The sequence below is a fragment of the Polycladidibacter hongkongensis genome (assembly GCF_001561995.1).
Classification (GTDB): domain Bacteria; phylum Pseudomonadota; class Alphaproteobacteria; order Rhizobiales; family Stappiaceae; genus Pseudovibrio; species Pseudovibrio hongkongensis.
Genome location: NZ_LLWC01000022.1, coordinates 531,627 through 552,582, shown reverse-complemented (window position 1 = coordinate 552,582; position 20,956 = coordinate 531,627). Strand labels below are relative to the sequence as shown.

Sequence of the window (20,956 nt, the reverse complement as noted above, 5' to 3'; positions counted from 1 at the left end):
TTTGTGCCACTTTGCTTGCAAAGCCTTGGGAGGGTTTTAATTGTGTCGGCTGAGCGCGTTTTATAAGAAGAATCTCGCATCAGGGAAAGGGAATTCTAAAAAAAATACGGGTATTTGCCGGAAAATATGCAAGCAGAGCCGTTTTTTCCTATTTCTTTTCATAGACTGCGAGATTTCTCAGCGGGGCGGCGCTGTCGCCGTCGTAATCTCCTATGCCTTGGAGGAGGGCAAAGCAGCTTAAACGCACTGTTTTAGGAATCTCTACCGGCTTGCCTTCACGATTGCCTTTTTCATAGTACTGAATCATGCGTTTTTTGAGGCCAAGGAGCTCGGCGGCCTCACTTTGCTTCAGGCCCATTTGCCGTCGCCATTGCCTAAACTGATCTGGCTGCATGGGGTGCTCCGGACATTGCGTTAAAACACTAGGTTGCGATGGCTATATTAGGGCTTGGCCACGACATGTCAAAACGATGAATGTCCGAACATGGTACACCAGCTCAAACCAACAGATGTAAACGCGGACATCAGTAGTAATCGATTTGCAAAACACCTCTAGTAAAATTTCAAATGAAAAATACCGCTAGATTTGCATATCTTTTGAGTTGGTATGTTTTTGTTTAGTTAAAAACAGTGTTTGATGCCATTTTTCTCATGGGAAAACTCGGTAAGATGTAGCCAAAAAGCCTTAACTTGTAATTTGTCTGTGGAATTTTTGCTCTAACTCGGCGTTAGTTTGAACAGCTGTTCAACTTTAAGTCTCCTAGTAGATCTATAGAAAAATAGAAAGGGTTCAGTGCTAAGTTGAGGAAGTCTCTGTGAAAATTTTATATGTAAGGTTATTTAATCGATAAATGTAGAGATATCACAGGGGTTTCTTTTAGATGGGTGCAAATATAATTTAGTGAACATTTGTTGATGTGTTAGTCTGGTGTAGAAATATTGAAAACTATAAATAGTTATCTATTGATTATCTAGAAATATGAGTCTCGCTTGTGCTGTAACGTGATGGTAAGGGCGAGTAAAAAATGTCTGAATAGCGTTTCGCTCCTGTTTTTTTTCTCAGGATTGTGTAGATTGTTGCTAATGCCCCTCAAAATTGTAGTGGGCATTAAGTTCGATTTGCAGGTGGTTTCACTTTTTTCGTGTATTGCGGGATGACGTGAGACCAATTGCAACTACGGAGAGATGTTAGGCAGGGGGTAGCTATTCACCGTTGGTGGGGAACGTGATTGGCTAGTCTGCATCGCTCCATAACAACAAACAGATAACCACCGGGCAAATGGAAATGAATACAATTCCAACGTCGCTTGAAATTGTTCCAGATATTGCAGGTCCGATCAATTCGGATGAAGGCGAAGGGCAGCTGCTTGCGATCTCTGAAATGTCTGAGCTATTTGGAGTAACACTGCGCACATTGCGCTTCTACGAAGAAAAGGGGTTGCTAAACCCAGTTCGTCGAGGTGCACGGCGCTTTTATCGTCCCAAGGATGTTGGCCGCATGCGGGTCATCCTTCAGGCGAAGAAAATCGGGCTGACACTGGCTGAAGTCCGCCGCATTATCAAACTGGTTGAGGGAACTACCCCGCGGCAGGACCAGCTGAGTGAGCTGAAAGAGATTTGCGAGGCACAAGAGCAGCTTCTAGCGGAGCAGGAGGCTGCCTTAAAAGAGCAGATTAGCGAAGTTCAAAGTGTTAAGGCTTCGCTTGGGTCTATGTTGGCTACTGAAGCCAGCTAGAACGTTACAAGCTGGAAATAAAGAGGGGTGCTGCGGTATTGGAACGCAGCACCCCTTTTCTTTTGTCAATGTGGAGCGCCGGTTAGCGAGCTTTGTGCTGGCGCATGTTTTCTATGAAGCGATCAAACAGATAGTGGCTGTCCTGCGGGCCCGGAGAAGCCTCTGGGTGGTGCTGAACGGAGAACACTGGTGCCGACTTCATTTGTAGGCCACAGTTCGTACCATCGAACAAGGAGACATGTGTTTCTTCTATGCCTTCTGGCAGAGTTTGCGCATCAACGGCAAAACCGTGGTTCATTGATGTGATCTCGACCTTGCCAGTGGTGTGATCATGAACCGGATGGTTGGCACCGTGGTGGCCTTGGTGCATCTTTTGGGTTTTTCCACCAAGCGCGAGTGCGAGAATCTGGTGGCCTAAGCAAATGCCGAAGATTGGCAGGCCGTTTTTAACCAATTGCTGCACCATTGGTACGGCATAGATGCCAGTAGCAGCAGGATCGCCGGGGCCGTTCGACAGGAAGACGCCGTCAGGCTTATGCGCGAGGATTTCTTCTGCGCTGGTGCTAGCGGGTACGACAGTGACCTTACAGCCTGCGTTGACGAGCAAACGCAGAATGTTGCGCTTTACACCAAAATCCACCGCAACAACATGGAACGCGTCGTTCTGCTTGTCTGCGAAGCCTTCATCCCACTGCCAAACGGTTTCTTTCCATTCGTAAGTGGATTTGGTTGTTACATCTTTCGCAAGATCAGCACCTTCCAAGCCAGCCCAGTCGGATGCTTGCTTTTTCAGCGCGTCCACATCAAAGCTGCCGGTTTCATTGTGGCTTATAACGGCATTTGGCATACCCTTGTCGCGGATGAGTGCGGTCAGAGCACGGGTATCGACACCGCATAGGCCAATGATGCCGCGATCTTTGAGCCATTTATCGAGGTGCTGCAGAGCGCGATAGTTGGACGGATTGGTGACGTCGGCGCGGATAATCATGCCGCAGGCGCCTTGCACAGCGCTCATATCCACCGTTTCCACATCTTCGTCATTGGCTCCGGTGTTGCCAATATGGGGGAAGGTGAACGTAATAATCTGTCCGGCGTAGGACGGATCTGTCATGATTTCCTGATAGCCCGTCATCGCTGTGTTGAAGCAGACCTCGCCGGTTGCTGTGCCTGTGGCACCAAGGCCCTGGCCTTTGATTGTGGTGCCGTCAGAAAGAACCAGCACGGCTGTGGCCGGTGCTGTTGTCCATACGTCTGCTGAATTCATCTTGTGCTTTCTTGATCCGGTTTGATGACAAGCTACGATCACCACCTAAGCGCCGGGGGTTGACTTTGGCGCATTTCGGTCGCATCAAGACTGGCAACTTAGGAGAACGGTCCAATATGGTCAATATCGCTTACACGAAATAGTCGGTAAGTTGGTGTAGATTTCTGAGGACTTGCTCTCCAAAGAGTAGCGCTCCACATTATGTTGGTTAGTTCTAGGTTAGGATTCATTGCAGATGTTGCGTGAGAAAATCAGCTGTGCCCTGAAAACTGCCGAGCAAAACGACCAAAAGAAGCGTGTCGCTACTCTGCGGCTGATCAATGCAGCCATTCAAGATCGCGATGCAGCTTCTCGCGAGCAAGGCAAGGATGGTCTCAGCGAAGACGAGTTGGTTGACCTTCTGGAAACGATGCTGGAGCAACGGTTGGCCTCAAGTGCGGCAACACTTGTGGAGAACGGAGAGCTAAAAGGTGAAAAGCCGGTTGTAAACTCCGATACAGCGGTTTCTGAGTGCGAAGAAGTGCAGATGATCCGTGAATTGTTACCGCCGCAGCTGAGCGACTACGAGATGAAGTTGATTTGCTCAACGTTGGTCGAAAGACTTGAAGCCAAAGGCTTGCGCGATATGGGGCGATGCATGAGCGAATTGAAAACACGTTATCCTGGGCAAATGGATTTCACACGTGCCAGCTGCTTGGTTAAGCAAATCCTGAGTTCACCGCATTAGAGACTTTCTGGGTATTGTTGCTAATAAGGGGCGGTGCGCCCGCATACCCGAGAGGATTTGCGCGGTAGTGGGGTTTTGTTCTAACTTGTCCGCTTGAACAGGCAGAGCTGAGAGCAGCACTGCGATAGGTAGAGATGCTCGGGCGTGTGCCCGCGAGACTTGAAATCAATGCGCTTTAGCCAACAGTTTCTTGAAGAAATAAAGAACCGCTTGCCACTTTCCAATGTGGTTGGGCGGCGCGTGACATGGGACAAGCGCAAGTCGCAACCGGGCAAGGGCGACTTCTGGGCGTGCTGCCCGTTTCACTCTGAAAAAACCCCCAGTTTTCACGTGGATGAGCGGCGCAACCGCTATAAATGCTTCGGTTGCGGCGAATCTGGTGACCACTTTCGTTTTGTTTGCGAGACTGAGGGGCTGAGCTTTCCCGAGGCTGTGGAGCAGCTTGCTGGGGAGGCCGGAGTGGCTATGCCAGCACCCGACCCACAGGCAGCGCGCAAGCAAGAACAGCGGAAAAGCCTTGGTGAGGTGTGCGAGCTAGCGGCGGACTACTATCGCAAGCAGTTTTGGGGGCCGATTGGCGATGGGGCGCTGCGCTATGCGCGCAGTCGCGGGCTGAGTGATGCGACACTGCGAGAATTCCAATTCGGGTTTGCGCCTGCTGGTCGAGATAATCTGAAGCAGCATTTGCTGGACAAGGGCATCAAAGAAGGCCAGCTGGTTGAAGCCGGGCTGGTGATCCGCCCAGATGATGGTCGCGCCTCCTATGACCGTTTTCGCAACCGGCTGATGATTCCCATTCATGACGAGCGAGGCCGCCCGGTTGCCTTTGGCGGGCGTACGATGGACCCAAAAGGGCAACCTAAGTACCTAAACTCGCCGGAAACGCCGATTTTTCACAAGGGAACCATGCTGTTTAACAGCCATCGTGCGCGCCAGCCTGCCTACGAGGCAAGTCAAGCTGTGGTGGTGGAAGGCTACATGGATGCCATCGCGGTTTGGCAGGCGGGCTTGAAGGGCGTTGTTGCCAGTTTGGGAACCGCCTTTACGGAAGATCAGATTCTTCGGCTTTGGAAATTTGCAGATGAGCCGGTGATTTGTTTTGATGGCGATGCGGCTGGTGTCTCCGCTGCGCACCGGGCAGTGGACCGTGTTCTCCCGGTACTTACGAGTGGAAAGTCGTTTCAGTTTGTGTTTTTGCCTGATGGGCAGGACCCAGATGACTTGCTGAATGAGGGGGGGCTGCCAGCACTTGAGGCAGAGCTCGCCAAGGCGCAGCCGCTATCTGAAGTGGTCTGGGAACGAGAGACAACGCTTGCGCGTTTGGATACGCCGGAGCGCCGTGCGGCGCTGGAAAAGGCGCTGGAAGATCTCGTTGATACCATTCGCGATGAGCGGGTGAAAAAGCGCTACCGCATGGATTTGCGCGTGCGCCTTTCCAACCTGTTTTGGGAGAATTCGCGCCCGCAGCGCGGTGCTTCCGGGCGTGCGCAGAGCGGCTGGGAACCGCGCGGGGGCAAAGGCGCACGTGTGCAGCAGCGAGTGGATGCACCGGGAACAAAGAATTTCGGCGTGGAGCGCACCTTATGCGCGATGGCGGTTAAATACCCTGAGCTATTTGAGCGTCATTTCGAACGCTTAGGGCAGGTGCGGTTTTCTAGCGAGTTGCATCAGGCGTTTATGCTAGCGCTGTGCACTATGGCCGAAGATAGGGGCGAGGCGAGCATTGCAGAGAGCTTTGGTGCTCTTGGCGAGAAGTTCTTCCAGATATTGCAGGAAGTGCAGGGTGGTGCTGGAGAAGAGGGTGCCGTGGCAAAAGGTGTGAGCAAATGGTCGGATCTTTATGATCGTGCACCGGTGCTCCAACTGGATCCCCCTGAAGATTTTGTTGAGCAATTGTTTGTGCTCAACATGGATCTGATTGAACTGCATCAACTGGAAAGCGAACTGGAAGGCGAGATGGCACTGGCAGAAACCGAGCTTAGCGAGGCGGGTTGGGTGCGCATTCAGGGGCTGACACAGGATCTTTCCCGCCGCAAAGAAGAGTGCATTCGCGAAGAGCAGCAGCTGGCAGAACGTGCACAGAAAATGCGGGCACGCGGCAAATTGTCGGTTGCGCATGGGTAGTGTGTGTCTTCTGGCCTTTGTGGTGGCCGAGAAGGCTGGCGCCCCGCGAAAGAAGGGGATGTGTCACTGTTTTTTTGAAAAAATCAATAGGAAACTGCCGCTTTTAAAGCGATTTGCGCATTTTGTTGGCGAATCGCCCTTGCGAATCACGCTAGGCAAGCTAAATACAAGATTGTTGAACAGCGACTTCCAGCGCCCGAAGGCCAATTGATGGCGAAAGCGGCGAGAAACATTGTTGTCGAAGCTGTTGCAGCTCATAACCACCGGTTTTTGGAGATGTTCCAACGTGAAAAGATTGGATGTCCTGTCGCCTATTAAAAATAAGTGTCGGGAAAAGCCGGTTTTGGTGGTGAGGTTAAGTCAGGTTTAAGGGACTTAGCGATAAATCCCAGATTTTGAGAGAGTTTATTTTAAGGTTTCCACCAGCGGGTGGCGAGGCCTTAAAATGGCGTAGGCGCGGATTTCCTAGAGTGGTATGACACTTTAGGCTTGGAGCAAAGTATGGCGACGAAGGCGACACAAGCTGAACAAACGCAGGAACCGGCAGCAGGGGAAGGTCAAGACGGACCTTTGCTCGATTTGTCGGTCGCCGCCGTCAAGAAGATGATTAAAGCTGCGAAGAAGCGCGGCTACATCACTTACGACGAGCTCAACACTGTGATGCCGCCTGATCAGGTTAGCTCGGAGCAGATTGAGGACACCATGTCTTTGCTCTCCGAGATGGGCATCAACGTTGTTGATGATGAAGAAGAGGGCGAAGCCGAAGAGGCTGCACCAGAGCAAGTGGATGGTGGCGGCGAGCTGGTTGTTGCTTCCCCGACTGCTGTTGCGAAAACGACAACAACGAAAGAGCCTTCCGATCGCACCGATGATCCTGTGCGGATGTATCTGCGCGAGATGGGCTCTGTGGAGTTGTTATCGCGCGAGGGCGAGATTGCGATCGCCAAGCGCATCGAGGCTGGCCGTGAGGCGATGATCTCTGGCCTTTGCGAGAGCCCGCTAACCTTCCAGGCGATTATTATCTGGGGTGAGGAACTTGCCGAGGGCAAGGTGCTTTTGCGCGACATTATCGATTTGGATGCCACGTATGCTGGCCCGGATGGTCGCGGCGGCCCTTCTGACGATGAGATTGCTGAGCAGGAAGAGGCTGGCGAGGGCGAGGTGCCTGACGCTGTTCGGGAGAAAGAGCGCAAAGCGGCTGCTGAACGTAAGGCAAAAGAAAAAGCCGAGGCCAACGGCGAAGCTCCTGCTACTGAAGGTGGCGAGGGTGAAGATGGCAATGGCGACGATGATGACGAGTTTGAGGCCAACGTATCTCTCTCGGTGATGGAAGCGGAACTAAAGCCGAAAGTAGTCGAGATTTTTGATCGCATTGCCGATGACTACAAGAAGCTGCGTAAGCTACAGGATCAGTTGGTTGAGAACAAACTGGCCAACAAGAGCCTGTCACCATCGCAAGAGCGCCGTTATAAAAAACTCAAGGACGATATCGTTGTTGAGGTGAAGAGCCTTTCCCTTAATGCCAATCGTATTGAATCGCTTGTTGGTCAGCTATACGACATCAATAAAAAGCTGATGGGCTTTGAGGGGCGTTTGCTGCGTCTTGCCGATAGCAATGGTGTCAACCGTGCTGATTTTATCAAGCATTATCAGGGCAGTGAGCTGGATCCGAACTGGATGCGCAAGGTGGCCAATCTTTCTGGCCGTGGTTGGAAGAAGTTTGTCACCAATGACGGCGAGCGCATTCGCGATATCCGTCAGGCTATTCAAACTCTGGCGACAGAAACCGGTTTGGAAATTACCGAGTTCCGCAAGATTGTCTCCATGGTGCAAAAAGGCGAGCGCGAAGCACGGATCGCCAAGAAGGAAATGGTGGAAGCCAACCTACGACTGGTTATCTCCATTGCCAAGAAATACACAAACCGTGGTTTGCAGTTCCTTGATCTTATTCAGGAAGGTAATATCGGCCTGATGAAGGCGGTAGACAAGTTTGAATACCGCCGTGGTTACAAATTCTCTACCTATGCGACCTGGTGGATTCGGCAGGCGATTACCCGTTCCATTGCGGATCAGGCACGTACGATCCGTATTCCGGTGCATATGATCGAGACGATCAACAAGATCGTGCGAACATCGCGCCAGATGCTGCACGAGATTGGCCGCGAACCCACGCCGGAGGAGCTTTCCGAAAAGCTGCAGATGCCGCTTGAGAAAGTTCGCAAGGTATTGAAAATTGCCAAGGAGCCGATTTCTCTGGAAACGCCGATTGGTGATGAGGAAGACAGTCATCTGGGTGATTTCATTGAGGATAAGAACGCGGTTCTACCGATCGATGCTGCCATTCAGGCGAACTTGCGCGAAACGACGACGCGCGTATTGGCGTCTTTGACCCCGCGTGAAGAGCGGGTGCTGCGTATGCGCTTTGGTATTGGTATGAATACCGACCACACTCTTGAAGAAGTCGGTCAGCAGTTCTCGGTGACCCGCGAGCGTATTCGCCAGATCGAAGCAAAGGCACTGCGCAAGTTGAAGCATCCGAGCCGTTCGCGCAAATTGCGTTCGTTCTTGGACAGCTAGAGGCTGCGGCCGCCAAAACAATCAAGGGGGTGCCTATAGGCGCCCCCTTTTGTTTTGGCTGGTAGAGTTATGCCAACCGATGGAGGCGACGGGCAAGAAAAGCCGCAGCTATGGCCAGCAGGGATAAAAGCGCAAACTGGGTTGGCGCATGGGCGCTTGCCGTTTGTGCGCTGAGGATTTCACTGCTACCAGCTTCAGTGAGGCCGATGACGCGGGCAATGAGAGCGTTCAGCGCTGCCCCAATGGCGATGCCGATCGAACCTACCGAGGGAAGGAAGGCCGCAGCGCGGTCACGGTCACTGCTATTGCTTGCATAAACAGCCACTTGGCTTAGGTACTGGTTGCTTATGCCATAGCCCGCGCCCGATAGAGCCAGCGCCAGTGCAAAGAGGGGGAGCGAGCTTAAGGCAAGAGCCAAGGCCATGAGCAGCAGGCCGCTTGCAATAGCGCTGGTGCCTATCCGGATCAGTCGAAACTGCCGGCTTTTATCGATGTCCTTGGCAACAAACCAAGCTGCAAAACTCCAGCTAAAGGCAAGTATGGTCATCAGATAGGCGGCTTCGGTTATGCTCAAGCCCCATAGGGTGCGGCCAAGGGCATTGCCGTAGAGCATGCGCACAGATGAGGCTGAACTGTCCAACAGGATGACCAGCATGACCGCCCCGATCAGATAATGGGGGTTAAATGCGACGCGCGGAATGAGGGGCGCGCTCGACTGTCTATCCCAGCGGTGGGTGATAGCAAACATGGCTATGCCGAGCGCGAAGAGTGCCAGACTGGTATCTAGGCTGCTGGCTTGGCCGACATAGCTAACCAGCAGTACGGCACTGCCGAGGCAGGTAAGGCGGGCAAACTTTGATAGGCCAGCCATTAACGCCTCTTTTTCTGTAGCATCGCGGGCTTTTGCGGGCATTACAAACAGTGCGAGGGCGAGCAGCAGCGTGACAAGCGGTAGGTTTACTAAGTATGCGGCGCGCCACGACCAGAGTTCGGTGAGGTAACCGGCGCTGACCGGGCCAATGCCCGCCGCCAATGCCCAGACGCTGGCCGACATTGCAAAAACCTTCGAGACTGCCGACTTAGGGTAGATGTCATAGATGACTGCGTAGGACAGCGCGATAATCATCCCTTCGGCAAACCCTTGCAAGGCTCTTCCAAGTAACAGCATATTGAGAGAAGCGGCAAGGCCGGCGAGTAAGGAGCCGGAAGCCAGCAGCCCGGCAGCGAGCGTGTAAAGCGACTTAGCACCAAAGCGGCTTTTTAGCGAACCGGTCAGCGTTCCACCCAAAATGGCAGTGATCTGGAAGAGGCTGAAGACCCAGTAGGCGCGTGTTTCGCCGCCCACTTCTGCAATAATATCTGGCAGGATCGCAGCGGAGATGAAGCCGTTGATGGCGTGTGAACCGATCCCCAACGCGATTGCGATGGTCGCGGCGATGTATTTTCCTTGCAGAATTAGTGGCCAATTTGGTTCGCTTGGGAGCGTTTTTTTTAAAGTGCTTGGCATTTGATTCAGGACCTTAATTAAGAAATATAATTGTTTCTTAATTCCATCTTGGGTCACGAAATATAAAAAGGCAAGTGTTATTTTATTATCGCAGCGAGAAAAAACCCGGCTGGTGGGCCGGGTTCTTGCAGTGCCTTCCTTGGAGTTGGCAACTTAGATCATGCGTTGCAATAGTTTATCCTTGATGATGAATTGGTGCCACAAGGCGGCACCCACATGCAAGGTAATGAGCAACAAGAAGGCTGGTTCCATAAAGTGGTGTATAGCGCCAGCCTGCCGGAAGCCTAGAAAGTACATGGCAATGCCTGATAGGGGCGCTAGCAACAGGATGAGATAGAACGTGTGGTGGGCGGCGGTTGCTGCTTTTGCCATTAATGGTGATGTGCCCTCTGGTTCGGCCGGGGCGCCATTCTTGATCCGTAACCACAAGCGGAGCAACACAAGGGCAAGGATGGTACAGCCAGATACAATATGCCCGTTGCCAAGAATGCTGGTTAGTGTGTCTGGCATGCCACCACTGCGGAAAGCTTCTCCCATTTTCTCTAGATACTCGACGAACGTGATTTGGTAGAAGATCAGGAGTGCAATGATCCAGTGCAGTGCTTTTTGCAGACTGGAATAGTTCGCGGGCCGTATTTTAGGCATAGTGAATCCTTGGCGATTGGTGTTTGAATTTCTGCCAATCTAGCAAAGGACAGGTACGCAAATATCGCAGAGCTGTATCAAAGTGTATCAGGGAGCCGAAGCTCCCCAAAAACTTCTCGTTCGCGGCTATTTTAGGGCGTACACAATGGTAACTGACGTGGTCAGTTGTTCTTGGCCCGCAGCCATTGGCGGGGCGGCGTCCATCGCCTTGGTCATCATCCGCATTTCCTGCATTGGATAATGATTGCTGCCTGCCTCTGCTATTTTGAGGGGTTGGCCGAGCTGCACTCCAGCGCTGCTCGCGTAGAGCTCTGCCTTGCGGCGAGCATCTGCCACGGCGAAGCGGCGCGCTTCATCTAGCTTTAAGCTGCGATCTGACACCTGAAACGAGATGTCTGAGATGCTGTTAGCGCCGGATTTGGCAAGTCGATCAATCAGCGGGCCAAGGTTATCCAGATCCTTGACGATGATGGCCAGCCCGTTATTGACTTGGTAGCCGATGATTTTTGGTGGTTCATCAGCCCGGTGTGGCTTGCCGGGCTCAGGGCGGCTATAAATGGGCGAGATGCCAAAACCGGATGTTTGCATCTGGCGTGGCTCCAAGCCTTGCTTGCGCAGCACAGCCATTATGGCTTGCATGGTTTTGGAGTTTTGTGTCAAGGCAGCAGCGGCTTCCTTGCCTGTGGAGAGCACGCTGGCACGGATCACTGCTTTATCCGGCTCTACGAATACGCTGCCGGTGCCGGTGACTGTCACCACAGCAGGCTGCTTTTCTGGTTGTTCTGCCGCGGCTATGGCCGGTGCGCCCACAAGGGCGAGACAAATAAGCGCGCTGGAAATGAAACCTCTTTCAACAAACATAGGATGTTTCCTTGGTTTAGGCCGGTGTCTGGGGTTGTTTTTGCTCATTGCAAATCTAGACAATGAATTGCGGCGGGTTTTTGGTCGATGTCGCGTTTATCATCAGCTTTGCAGTTTTATGGGTTCGCCAACATCGCCATTGGCAGAAAGCAGAATGGCAATCGGGCGTGAGGTGGGGAACTGTGCGCAAATGATCATAGCAAGGACAACCAGCGGAATACACAGGACCATGCCCAGAACACCCCAAATGGCGCCCCAGAGCGTCAGCGAGATCATGATGACGAGGGGTGAAATGTTCAGGCTGTTGCCCATCAGGCGGGGCTCGATCACATTGCCAAGAACAAACTGGATAGAGCCTAGGCCGAGCGAGATTATCATAAAGTTGCTTATGTTCTCGAAGTAGACCAGTGAGAGCAGGGCAGGAAAAACAACAGAGATCAGCGAGCCTATTGTTGGTATGTAGTTGAGCAGATAGGCAATAAATCCGAATAGCGGCGCATATGGCAGGCCGACCACCGTGAGCAACAAATAGGTCAGCAAGCCGGTTGCGAGACTGACAGCGGTCTTGATGCCCAGATAATGGCGCATGCGATGGGCGATCTCGCGGCGGATTGCCAGAGCTAGGGCAAACTTCTCTTTGCTTTCAAAGAGTGCTTCCAGTTTCTTATCAAAGGTGGCTGCTTCCATAATCATGAACAGCAGATAGATGAAGACAAGAGAGCCGGAACCGGCCAAGCTGGTGATCAGCGCCGCGCCTGTTGAGATGGCTTGGGTGAGAGAGAAATTTGGCACCAGATCTGACAGGGCAATCGGATTTTTTAGCTGCAGCTCCGTGGAGATGCTGGCGAAAAGCCGGTCCAGACGCTGCTGGTATTCAGGCGCATCTCCAGCGAGATCCTGCAGGTTGCTCGACAACATGGCAAAAACGAGCGTGAGCAAATAGAGCATCAACAGGAGCGCTAGTATCATTGTTAGTGGTTTTGGCAGAAAACTACCGATTTTGGGAGCTTGTCGAAGTAGATTTGAAAGGGAATTGGCAATGTACCAGAGAATGAGTGCAATGATCAGGGGTACAATGAGCGAGCGCCCAATCACCAACAGCCAACCAATGAGGCAGAGAAGCGCAATGGTGATGAATGTTTGGAGGAGGTGATTGCGCATGAATGTCTCCTAAGGACAATGCCAAACGGACAGATTGAAAACCTACGACACTGGCCAGTTTTGTTTAACTGATAAGTATGAAGCAATTTTTGGAGATGGGTGAGGCTAAAGGCAAGCGTTGTTTCAAACTTGCATGTTTAAAGATGGAGATTTCCTATTTACTAGGGGCGGTACACTGGTATAGGAAAAGCCTAAGTGGGCCTGTAGCTCAACTGGTTAGAGCCGTCCGCTCATAACGGATTGGTTGGGGGTTCAAGTCCCTCCGGGCCCACCACTTTCTTCCCAAAACGCAATATGAGTGATGCTGACCTCCAGTGATGCAGGTGGAGGCTGCTGTTTCTATTTTCAAAGATGTGCCGGACAAAACAATGAAGCTCAAACTGGTCAGATAGTTTTCAAAGCGCAGAAGCCCAAGCGGGTTTTTGCTTAAATTGTGCTGACTGGGGTTTGGAATGAGTTTTAAAAAGTGGGCAGCAACAGGTGTTGCTGCGGTTGTTGCCGGATTTGTTGTTGTGGGTTTGGCCAACGCGGATGAGGAGCTTTCCTTTCGTGTTGAGGGTGCAACTGCCTATATGAGCGGTGTTATTGACAGTGACGCACCGGATCTCGTGGAAGAGTTGCTTGAGGATAACCCGAAGTTGAAAGAGATTGTTCTGGTTGAGGTACCGGGTTCTGCTGATGATGTGGCCAATCTGGAGGCAGCGCTTATGGTGCGGGAGGCGGGGTTGACCACACGTCTGACGAAGGACAGCATGGTGGCATCCGGTGGTACGGACTTCTTTCTCGCTGGCAAGAAACGCATAGTTGCGAAAGGTGCGCAAATTGGCGTGCATTCTTGGGCTGACAGCGATGGGCAAACCGGTGCTGAAGCGCCAAAGGATGACCCTATGCACCAACATTATCTAGAGTACTACCGCAGCATAGGCATACAAGAGGCGTTTTACTGGTATACGCTGGAAGCTGCGCCAGCTGATGATGTGCATTGGATGACCTCAAGCGAAATCAAACGCTACCAGATCGCCAACTAGGTTTGTCTCTATGTGATCGAAAGAACTCCAACCAAGGCTATGCTTTGGTTGGAGGCGTTAACATGGCGCGGAACATGCGATCAAGGTGCGCAGATGCATCCACAAACCAATTGGGTGCGTTGTGCCCTAAGATGGCGTTTACTTGGCTGCTGAAATCTGCGTAATGCTGCGTTGTTGACCAAATCGAAAATAGCAAGTGGTAAGGGTCAACCGGATTGATGGCACCGCTGTGGGCCCAGTACTCGATAATCTCAGCTTTATCATCAACAAGCTGTTTAAGAGGGCCTGCCAGTTGCGGATGAATATGCTTGGCACCCTGGATGATTTCTGTGGCAAAGAGGCGGCTTTCGCGGGGGTAGTCCCGCGCCATTTCCAGCTTTCTTTGAACATAGGCGCAAATCTCTTCGACGGGATTTCCGGTGGCGGAAAACTTGCGCAGCGGATCAAGCCAGGAAACCAGAAGTTCTTCGATAAGGCGCTGGAAGATACCTTCCTTGCTGTCAAAGTAATACAGTAAATTGGGCTTGGACAGATTGGACTGGTTGGCGATTTGCTCCAGTGTCGCGCCCTTGTAGCCGTGAGCGGAAAACACTTCGAGTGCGGCTTCCAAGATGATTTGCTTTTTTTCGCGCTGAATGCGCGTTTGTGTTTTGGCGTCTGACGCACGCGCCATGCTTTGCACCTGTCTGTTATGGTTGTCTTTGCACTAGCAGATTTTGAGAGTAGCAGAAAGGGCCGCGCGGGTGGTTAGCCGATCTGTCGCACAACTGTGCCGTGTGTGCCTCGCTGCCAACTTAGACGCAGGTCTAGCTTATGTCTTTTCGTTAGTTTTGCTAGCACTTGAAATCCTGTGGAATGCTGAGTGGGAGCAAAGGCATGGCGGCGTCTTCCTTACCAAATGATCTTGATGCGTTTTGGATGCCGTTTACGGCGAACCGTCAGTTTAAGCAGGCGCCACGCTTGCTCGTGGCGGCCAAGGACATGCACTATACCAGCGCTGATGGCCGGCAAGTGCTGGACGGCACAGCGGGGCTTTGGTGCTGCAACGCGGGCCATGGGCGCAGCAAGATTAGCGAAGCCATTGCTGTACAGGCGCAAGAACTGGACTACGCGCCTGCCTTTCAGATGGGCCATCCCAAGGCGTTTGAGTTGTCCAACCGTTTGGTGCAACTGATGCCGGAAGGCAGCGGGCTTGATCACGTTTTTTTCAGCAACTCCGGTTCGGAAGGGGTGGAAACTGCGCTGAAAATCGCATTGGCTTATCAACGGGCGTGCGGGCAAGGTGGCCGTACGCGCCTGATTGGCCGCGAGCGCGGGTATCATGGGGTGAATTTTGGCGGTACCTCCGTTGGCGGCATCGTCGCAAACAGGCAGCAATATGGTGCGCTCTTGGGGGGCGTTGATCATCTGCCACATACGCACGATCTGGCGCGGAACGCTTTTTGTAAAGGCCAGCCGGAACACGGCGCAGACAAGGCGGACGCGCTGGAGCAACTGGTGGCGCTGCATGGGGCGGGGACAATTGCGGCAGTTATTGTGGAGCCGGTGGCAGGTTCTACCGGAGTGCTAATCCCGCCGAAGGGCTATCTGAAGCGACTGCGCGAGATTTGTGATAAGCATGATATCCTTTTAATCTTTGATGAGGTAATTACCGGGTTCGGCCGTTTGGGCTCGCCGTTTGCAGTGGAGCATTTTGATGTTGTGCCGGATATGGTTGTGTGCGCGAAAGGGCTGACCAACGGCGTTATTCCCATGGGGGCCGTGTTTGTGCAGGGCAAAATATATGATGCGCTGATGCAAGGCCCCGAGCAAAGCATTGAGCTGTTTCATGGATATACCTATTCAGGCAGCCCGATGGCCTGCGCTGCGGCGTTGGCGACGTTGGATGTTTATCGTGAAGAAGGGCTATTGGTGCGTGCTGGCGAGCTGGAAGCCTATTGGACTGAGGCATTACATAGCCTGCAAGATTTGCCGCATGTGATTGATATTCGTAGCATTGGTCTTGTAGGGGCTGTGGAGCTTGATCCGATTGCGGGAGCACTTACCAAGCGCGCGTTTAATGCCTTCCTTCGGGCCTATGAAGAGGGGGTGTTGATCCGCACAACGGGCGATATAATTGCGCTTTCGCCCCCGCTTATTATTAATCGGGTTCAGATTGACCAGATCGTCGAATGCTTGGGGCGTGTTCTGCGGATGAGCTAAGCAGATTACGCAGCTGTAAAAATGGTTTGGGTGGTATTGGTCTGCGATTTGGGAATCGAAGGCCATTGCCTAAAGTTGTTTTGCGCTTAAGCTTTGACCAAGCAGTAAAAAAACAAAGGTAAATGTGGAATACTTGGCAGAGGATATGCGGTTGTTCCGATTCTGCAGGCTCTGACAATTAAAATATCTCAGATTTTACATGACAGTGTTTTGACTTGTGTTAAACCCTCGCCAATTTGCTTGCGCGATGTCCTATGACATTGCATGCGTTGCAGAGATCTCTTTTGGGGAAAATCATGTCACAATTGGAAACCGGGGTATCTGAGACCCCAGTCGCGGACGAGTTCGGCATTATGCATAGCCAGCTCGCCGGTATTGATGCTGAGCTTTACAACGAAGACCAACTGCCCACATCGGCGCAGGCCCGCACATGGAACTGGCTGTCGATTGCCGCGCTTTGGGTTGGTATGGTGGTGAGCATTCCGGCTTATATGCTGGCATCCTACCTGATTAGTGATGGAATGAGCTGGGATCAGGCGGTGGTGATTATCCTGCTTGCCAACGTGATTGTGTTGGTGCCGATGGTGTTGATTGGCCATGCGGGCACCAAATATGGCATTCCATTTCCTGTGTTGCTGCGGTCATCCTTCGGGCCTGTCGGGGCGAAAATTCCGGCTGTTGCGCGTGGTATCGTGGCTTGTGGCTGGTTTGGTATCCAGACGTGGGTTGGCGGTTCGGCGATCTATGTGATTTTGAACACCCTGTTTGATGGGGCGCTGGCGGGCGAGGCGCTACCGGTGCTTGGCATTAATGCGGGCCAGTTTATTTCGTTCCTCGCGTTTTGGGCGCTGCATCTGTACTTCATCCGCAATGGGACCGAGTCCATCCGCTGGCTGGAGATTTACGCCGCGCCGTTCCTGCTGCTTATGGGTTTTGCCCTGTTGGCGTGGGCCTATGTGCAAGCTGGCGGGTTTGGTGCAATGCTGTCTACGCCAAGCCAGTTTGATGTGGGGCAACCGAAAGAGGGGCAGTTCTGGAGCGCTTTCTGGCCGGGCCTAACAGGGATGATTGGCTATTGGGCGACACTGGCGCTGAATATCCCAGATTTTACCCGCTATGCCTCCAGCCAAAAAGACCAGTTGGTTGGCCAAGCTGTTGGCTTGCCATTGCCCATGGCGCTGTTTGCCTTTATCGCGGCCGCTGTCACCTCGGCAACTGTGGTGATTTACGGTGAGGCTATCTGGGACCCTGTGGCATTGGCCGAGCGCATGGGCGGCATGGGTATTATTCTGGCGTTGGTGGTGCTGATTGTGGCGACGCTGACAACAAACCTTGCGGCAAACGTTGTGGCACCAGCGCATGGGTTTTCCAATCTTGCGCCGCGCAGCATCAACATGCGCCGTGGCGGCTATATCACTGCCGGGATTGGCTTGGTGATGTTCCCTTGGGTGCTGGTTAATCATATTGTGGGCTGGTTGATTGCCTATTCAGCGCTGTTGGGGCCAATTGCCGGGATTATGCTGGCTGACTATTATCTGCTGCGCAAAACCAAGCTGGATGTGGCAGAGCTCTTTAAGAAAGATGGCATTTACGCTGCCTCAAACGGTTGGAACTGGGCCGGTATGCTGGCGATGCTTATCGGTATTGCGCCAAACTTCCCCGGCTTCTTGCAGGGGGTTGGCTTGGTGCAGGATATCCCGGATATCTTTGCAGCTATCTATACCTATGCTTGGTTCGTCGGGCTGTTTGTTGCTGGTGCTGCCTATCTGGTACTGGCGCCGATCTTTGGGCGTAAATAGCTTAAAAAACTGAGTAATTTTGGAAAAAAGGGCGGCACATATGTGTCGCCCTTTTTGCTTTGCGAGGGGGCATGCGATAAGTTAAATCAACAAGTCATGTTTGTAGGCGTTATTAGGAATGCAATGATGAGGCAGATGGTAAAACTGGTTGCGGCGTTGAGTGGCCTCATGATGGTGAACGTGGCCGGAGCGGGACTGGCCCAGCAACCGCATCCCCTTAACGATGTGATTTGGGATGTGAATGCAGGCGTAGCGGTAACTGAAGATGAGCTCGGCGCTGCCCTTCTGCCTTATCGCTATGTGTTGCTGGGAGAAAAACACGACAACCCGCGCCATCATGACATTCAGGCACGGTTGCTTGCGGCAATTGCACAGGGTGAGCGGCCGCCGCGTGTGGTTTTTGAGATGCTCGATAGCGCCTCAAACACGGTGATCCAAGCGATTGCGCAGGGTGGCTTTGCTGATGATATGGCGGGGCTGGGTAAGGCGCTGCGCTGGGAGGAGCGCGGGTGGCCAGATTTTGCGATGTATGCGCCGGTTTTCGAAGTGGCGATGGCCGCCAAGCTGCCCATTGTGGCTGGTGGGCCAACCCGCGAGGCACTCAAGAGCGTTGCCAGAGGGACGCCGCCGGAGGATGCGCAGGGCCTGCGCTGGGAGCGAGCATACAGCGACAGTCAGCAGGCGGATTTGGTGGAGGAGTTGGTGGTTTCGCATTGCCAGATGGTTCCGCCCGAGCATATGGCGCCGATGGTGGCGATGCAGCGGCTAAAGGATGCGTTGATGGCGAAGGAAATGCGCGCGGCAGAGCGATCTGGCGCGGTGCTGATTGCGGGCAACGGGCATGTGCGCAAAGATCGTGGGGTGCCACACTTTCTGCCACTGGAGGGGACACGTGTGGTTTCTCCACTGGAAGTGCGTGAGGGAAAACTGAGAGCCAGCGATTATCTGGAGGTTGCGAAAGGGCTGGCGGACTATGTGTGGTTTACCCGCGCCGTGGCCAGCGAAGACCCTTGCGAGCAATACAAGGAACAGCTGCAAAAACTCAAAGAGAAGGCGGCAAAGGGGCACGAGTGACGTGTTTGCTTGGGCCCCTTTGCCGATGATGTGCTTTTACGCGGCTTGCTCGCCTTTGATCCAGACGGCATTGATCTGCATGTCATAGCTCAAGTGCAGGATACTGGCGTCCGCGCCTTCGCTGAATTGGCCGAGAGTTGCTGACAAGCCGATTGCCTGCGCGGGGTAGAGCGAGGCCATGCGCAAGGCTTCCTCTTTGCTTAGCCCAAGTTCGTTGATCACGAAACGGACCGCGCTAATCATGTCCAGATCCGCGCCGGCGAGGGTGCCATTTTCCAGAGTGAGCCTTCCGTCTGCGCGGTTGATGCGCCGACCGTTCAAGGTGAAGTGATCCATATCCGTGCCGATGGTGGACATGGCATCGGTTACAAGAAAGATCTTCGCGGGGCCTTGCTTGGCGCGCAAGGCAAGATTGAGCATTTCTTTTTGCACGTGATAGCCATCGGCAATCAGCCCCGCCCATGCCGCGCCGTTGCTCAGAGCTGCACCAACCATGCCGGGTTCGCGGTGTCCAAGGCCAGTCATGGCGTTGAACAAATGGGTGACGCCGCGCGCGCCTGCCGCCAGTGCCTCGCTTGTGCGGGCAAAACCGGCGGTGGAGTGGCCAAGGCTTACATAGATACCAGCCTCGCTTAAGCGGCGGATTTGCTCATCACTGACATTTTCCGGTGCGACAGTTACCATGAGAACCGGCAGGTCTTGCTTCAAAGCGATGAGGTTTTGCAGGTCCTGCTCTTTCATGGGGCGTACCAGCTCTTCAGCATGGGCACCGCGCTTGGCAATGGAAAGATGCGGTCCCTCCAAGTGCAGGCCAAGAAAACCCAGGGTATCGTTTGCCAAGGCTTCACGCGCTGCGGCGCGGGTGGCGGCATTTACCTGCGGACTATCGGTGATCAGGGTTGGCAGGAGTGCGGTGGTGCCCAAAGGGGCGTGAGCCTTGCAAATTGTCGCAAGGCCTTCTGCGCAGGGCGCTTCGTTGAGCAGCACACCGCCGCCGCCATTCACTTGCAGATCTATGAAGCCCGGAGCAAGCAGGCCGCCTTGCAACTCGATCTTTTTCGCGTTTTGCGGCAACTGATCGGCAGGGCAAAAACCTGTGATTTTGCCCATCTGCATGAGCAGGGCTTGGCCGCTGAGTGTTGTGTGGCCGGTGAAGATATCGGCACCGGTGAAAGCTGTTGTCGGGTGCGCTGTCATTAGCGGGTCACCGTTACTTTTTTCAGGTGTTTGGGTGTGTCAGGGTTATAGCCAACATGGCGAGAAAACCCTTCAATGAAGCTATAGAACGAGACGACAAGCGACAGCGGGTCGGTGAGCGGATGGCCTGTGGCGATAAATGGCAGGCGGGTGCCCGCGACCTCGATTTCAGAGGTCGCGAAGACATTGGCCTGTTGCTCGGCGATGCGGCCCATTGTTTGCATCAGGGATGCTTCCGCGGCATCGCGCGAGGCGAGCGCGAGTACTGGGAAAGCCTGATCGGCGATGGAGACCGGCCCATGCAGTACTTCGGCGGAGGAGTAGGCCTCTGCGTGCTTTGAGGAGGTTTCCTTGAACTTGAGCGCCGCCTCATGGGCAACAGCAAAGCCGGGACCGCGACCAATAATGTAGAGCGAGCTGGCTTCTGCCACTGGCTTGGTTAGTGCGCTCCAATCGCAAGAGATGGCTTTTTGCAGCTGGTCGGGCAGAGCGGCAAGGGCGTTTTTCAGCGCAGCGTCTCCGGTAAACTCAGCAAGCGTAGCAAGACCGGCGATGATGGAGTTGACATAGGTTTTGGTGGCGGCAACCGACAGCTCCGGTCCGGCGAGAATGTCGAGCGTTGAAGAGCAGGTCTTGGCAAGGTCTGACTGGCTGTTGTTGGTGATTGCGATGGCCGGGGCGCCGCTTTCACGTGCTGCTTTTGCTAGAGCGACAATGTCGGTGCTGGCGCCTGATTGGGAGATGGCGATACAGCCAGCGTCCCGAAGTTTCAGCGGGGCATCATAGATTGAGGCGACAGAGGGGCCGATGGAGGCAACGGGCAGGCCTGCCAGTAGTTCGAAGGCATATTTGAGATAGAGCGCGGCATGATCTGAAGAGCCACGGGCAATAGAGACGAGAAATTTGGGATCCGCGCTTTTCAGATTATCCGAGGCTGCGGTAATCGCATCAGCGCCTTCGGTGAGCAGCTGGGCAACGCGGGCCGGAATTTCTTCAACTTCGCGGCGCATGTGGGTGGTGGTCATGGGGCTATTCCTTCGCAACACAGTGGGAGG

Annotated in this window: 17 protein-coding genes and 1 tRNA gene; 9 read left to right on the top strand and 9 right to left on the bottom strand. The window is 53.4% G+C overall.

What is annotated here, in order from left to right:
- Window positions 1-148 precede the first annotated feature (148 nt).
- Window positions 149-394 (bottom strand): helix-turn-helix domain-containing protein, encoded by a 246-nt coding sequence (locus AYK82_RS10645; protein ID WP_068315156.1) that lies wholly within the window; start codon window positions 392-394, stop codon window positions 149-151.
- Between the two features lie 891 nt (window positions 395-1,285).
- Between AYK82_RS10645 and AYK82_RS10640 the strand changes: the two genes are divergently transcribed.
- Window positions 1,286-1,735 carry a MerR family transcriptional regulator gene (locus AYK82_RS10640; RefSeq protein ID WP_208976459.1) on the top strand — a complete coding sequence of 150 codons (450 nt, stop codon included), beginning with the start codon at window positions 1,286-1,288 and terminating at the stop codon, window positions 1,733-1,735.
- Between the two features lie 82 nt (window positions 1,736-1,817).
- Here the strand turns inward: AYK82_RS10640 and carA are convergent, their stop codons facing one another.
- A complete protein-coding gene (gene carA / locus AYK82_RS10635) occupies window positions 1,818-2,999 on the bottom strand; it encodes a glutamine-hydrolyzing carbamoyl-phosphate synthase small subunit (protein WP_068315150.1) in 1,182 nt (393 codons plus the stop codon).
- Window positions 3,000-3,234: 235 nt separating this feature from the next.
- On the opposite strand from carA, the gene AYK82_RS10630 reads away from it, so the two are divergent.
- The 3 genes from AYK82_RS10630 (at window position 3,235) to rpoD (ending at window position 8,427) form a co-directional block, all read left to right on the top strand.
- Window positions 3,235-3,726 (top strand): GatB/YqeY domain-containing protein, encoded by a 492-nt coding sequence (locus AYK82_RS10630; protein ID WP_068315147.1) that lies wholly within the window; start codon window positions 3,235-3,237, stop codon window positions 3,724-3,726.
- Window positions 3,727-3,894: 168 nt separating this feature from the next.
- On the top strand, window positions 3,895-5,850 hold the full coding sequence (dnaG, locus tag AYK82_RS10625; RefSeq protein WP_068315145.1) for a DNA primase: 1,956 nt from the start codon (window positions 3,895-3,897) through the stop codon (window positions 5,848-5,850).
- A gap of 501 nt (window positions 5,851-6,351) precedes the next feature.
- Window positions 6,352-8,427: an RNA polymerase sigma factor RpoD gene (gene rpoD / locus AYK82_RS10615; protein ID WP_068315140.1), complete on the top strand. Its 2,076-nt coding sequence runs from the start codon at window positions 6,352-6,354 to the stop codon at window positions 8,425-8,427.
- Window positions 8,428-8,494: 67 nt separating this feature from the next.
- On the opposite strand, the gene AYK82_RS10610 is transcribed toward rpoD, so the two are convergent.
- From AYK82_RS10610 to AYK82_RS10595, 4 genes are all read right to left on the bottom strand, one after another.
- Window positions 8,495-9,934: an MFS transporter gene (locus tag AYK82_RS10610; protein WP_068315137.1), complete on the bottom strand. Its 1,440-nt coding sequence runs from the start codon at window positions 9,932-9,934 to the stop codon at window positions 8,495-8,497.
- 153 nt (window positions 9,935-10,087) lie between these two features.
- Complete coding sequence (locus AYK82_RS10605) at window positions 10,088-10,579, bottom strand: cytochrome b (protein ID WP_068315134.1); 492 nt, start codon at window positions 10,577-10,579, stop codon at window positions 10,088-10,090.
- A gap of 126 nt (window positions 10,580-10,705) precedes the next feature.
- Complete coding sequence (locus AYK82_RS10600; protein WP_068315131.1) at window positions 10,706-11,440, bottom strand: SIMPL domain-containing protein; 735 nt, start codon at window positions 11,438-11,440, stop codon at window positions 10,706-10,708.
- 102 nt (window positions 11,441-11,542) lie between these two features.
- Window positions 11,543-12,601: an AI-2E family transporter gene (locus tag AYK82_RS10595; RefSeq protein WP_068315128.1), complete on the bottom strand. Its 1,059-nt coding sequence runs from the start codon at window positions 12,599-12,601 to the stop codon at window positions 11,543-11,545.
- Window positions 12,602-12,798: 197 nt separating this feature from the next.
- On the opposite strand from AYK82_RS10595, the gene AYK82_RS10590 reads away from it, so the two are divergent.
- Window positions 12,799-12,875 (top strand) — tRNA-Ile (locus AYK82_RS10590).
- A gap of 178 nt (window positions 12,876-13,053) precedes the next feature.
- On the top strand, window positions 13,054-13,629 hold the full coding sequence (locus AYK82_RS10585) for a COG3904 family protein (RefSeq protein ID WP_068315125.1): 576 nt from the start codon (window positions 13,054-13,056) through the stop codon (window positions 13,627-13,629).
- Window positions 13,630-13,666: 37 nt separating this feature from the next.
- Here the strand turns inward: AYK82_RS10585 and AYK82_RS10580 are convergent, their stop codons facing one another.
- A complete protein-coding gene (locus AYK82_RS10580) occupies window positions 13,667-14,302 on the bottom strand; it encodes a TetR family transcriptional regulator C-terminal domain-containing protein (protein ID WP_068315122.1) in 636 nt (211 codons plus the stop codon).
- A 203-nt stretch (window positions 14,303-14,505) separates the two neighbouring features.
- Between AYK82_RS10580 and aptA the strand changes: the two genes are divergently transcribed.
- The 3 genes from aptA (at window position 14,506) to AYK82_RS10565 (ending at window position 18,704) form a co-directional block, all read left to right on the top strand.
- Window positions 14,506-15,831, top strand: coding sequence for an omega-aminotransferase AptA (gene aptA, locus AYK82_RS10575; protein WP_068315703.1), 1,326 nt, complete (start codon window positions 14,506-14,508; stop codon window positions 15,829-15,831).
- 296 nt (window positions 15,832-16,127) lie between these two features.
- Entirely contained in the window at window positions 16,128-17,630 is a 1,503-nt protein-coding gene (locus AYK82_RS10570) for an NCS1 family nucleobase:cation symporter-1 (RefSeq protein ID WP_068315119.1), read from the top strand.
- 135 nt (window positions 17,631-17,765) lie between these two features.
- A complete protein-coding gene (locus AYK82_RS10565) occupies window positions 17,766-18,704 on the top strand; it encodes a ChaN family lipoprotein (RefSeq protein ID WP_068315117.1) in 939 nt (312 codons plus the stop codon).
- A gap of 36 nt (window positions 18,705-18,740) precedes the next feature.
- Here AYK82_RS10565 and nagA read toward each other — a convergent pair whose 3' ends face one another.
- A complete protein-coding gene (nagA, locus tag AYK82_RS10560) occupies window positions 18,741-19,901 on the bottom strand; it encodes an N-acetylglucosamine-6-phosphate deacetylase (RefSeq protein ID WP_068315114.1) in 1,161 nt (386 codons plus the stop codon).
- Window positions 19,901-20,926 carry an SIS domain-containing protein gene (locus AYK82_RS10555; protein ID WP_068315112.1) on the bottom strand — a complete coding sequence of 342 codons (1,026 nt, stop codon included), beginning with the start codon at window positions 20,924-20,926 and terminating at the stop codon, window positions 19,901-19,903. The genes nagA and AYK82_RS10555 overlap by 1 nt, the downstream gene beginning before the upstream one ends.
- Window positions 20,927-20,956 lie beyond the last annotated feature (30 nt).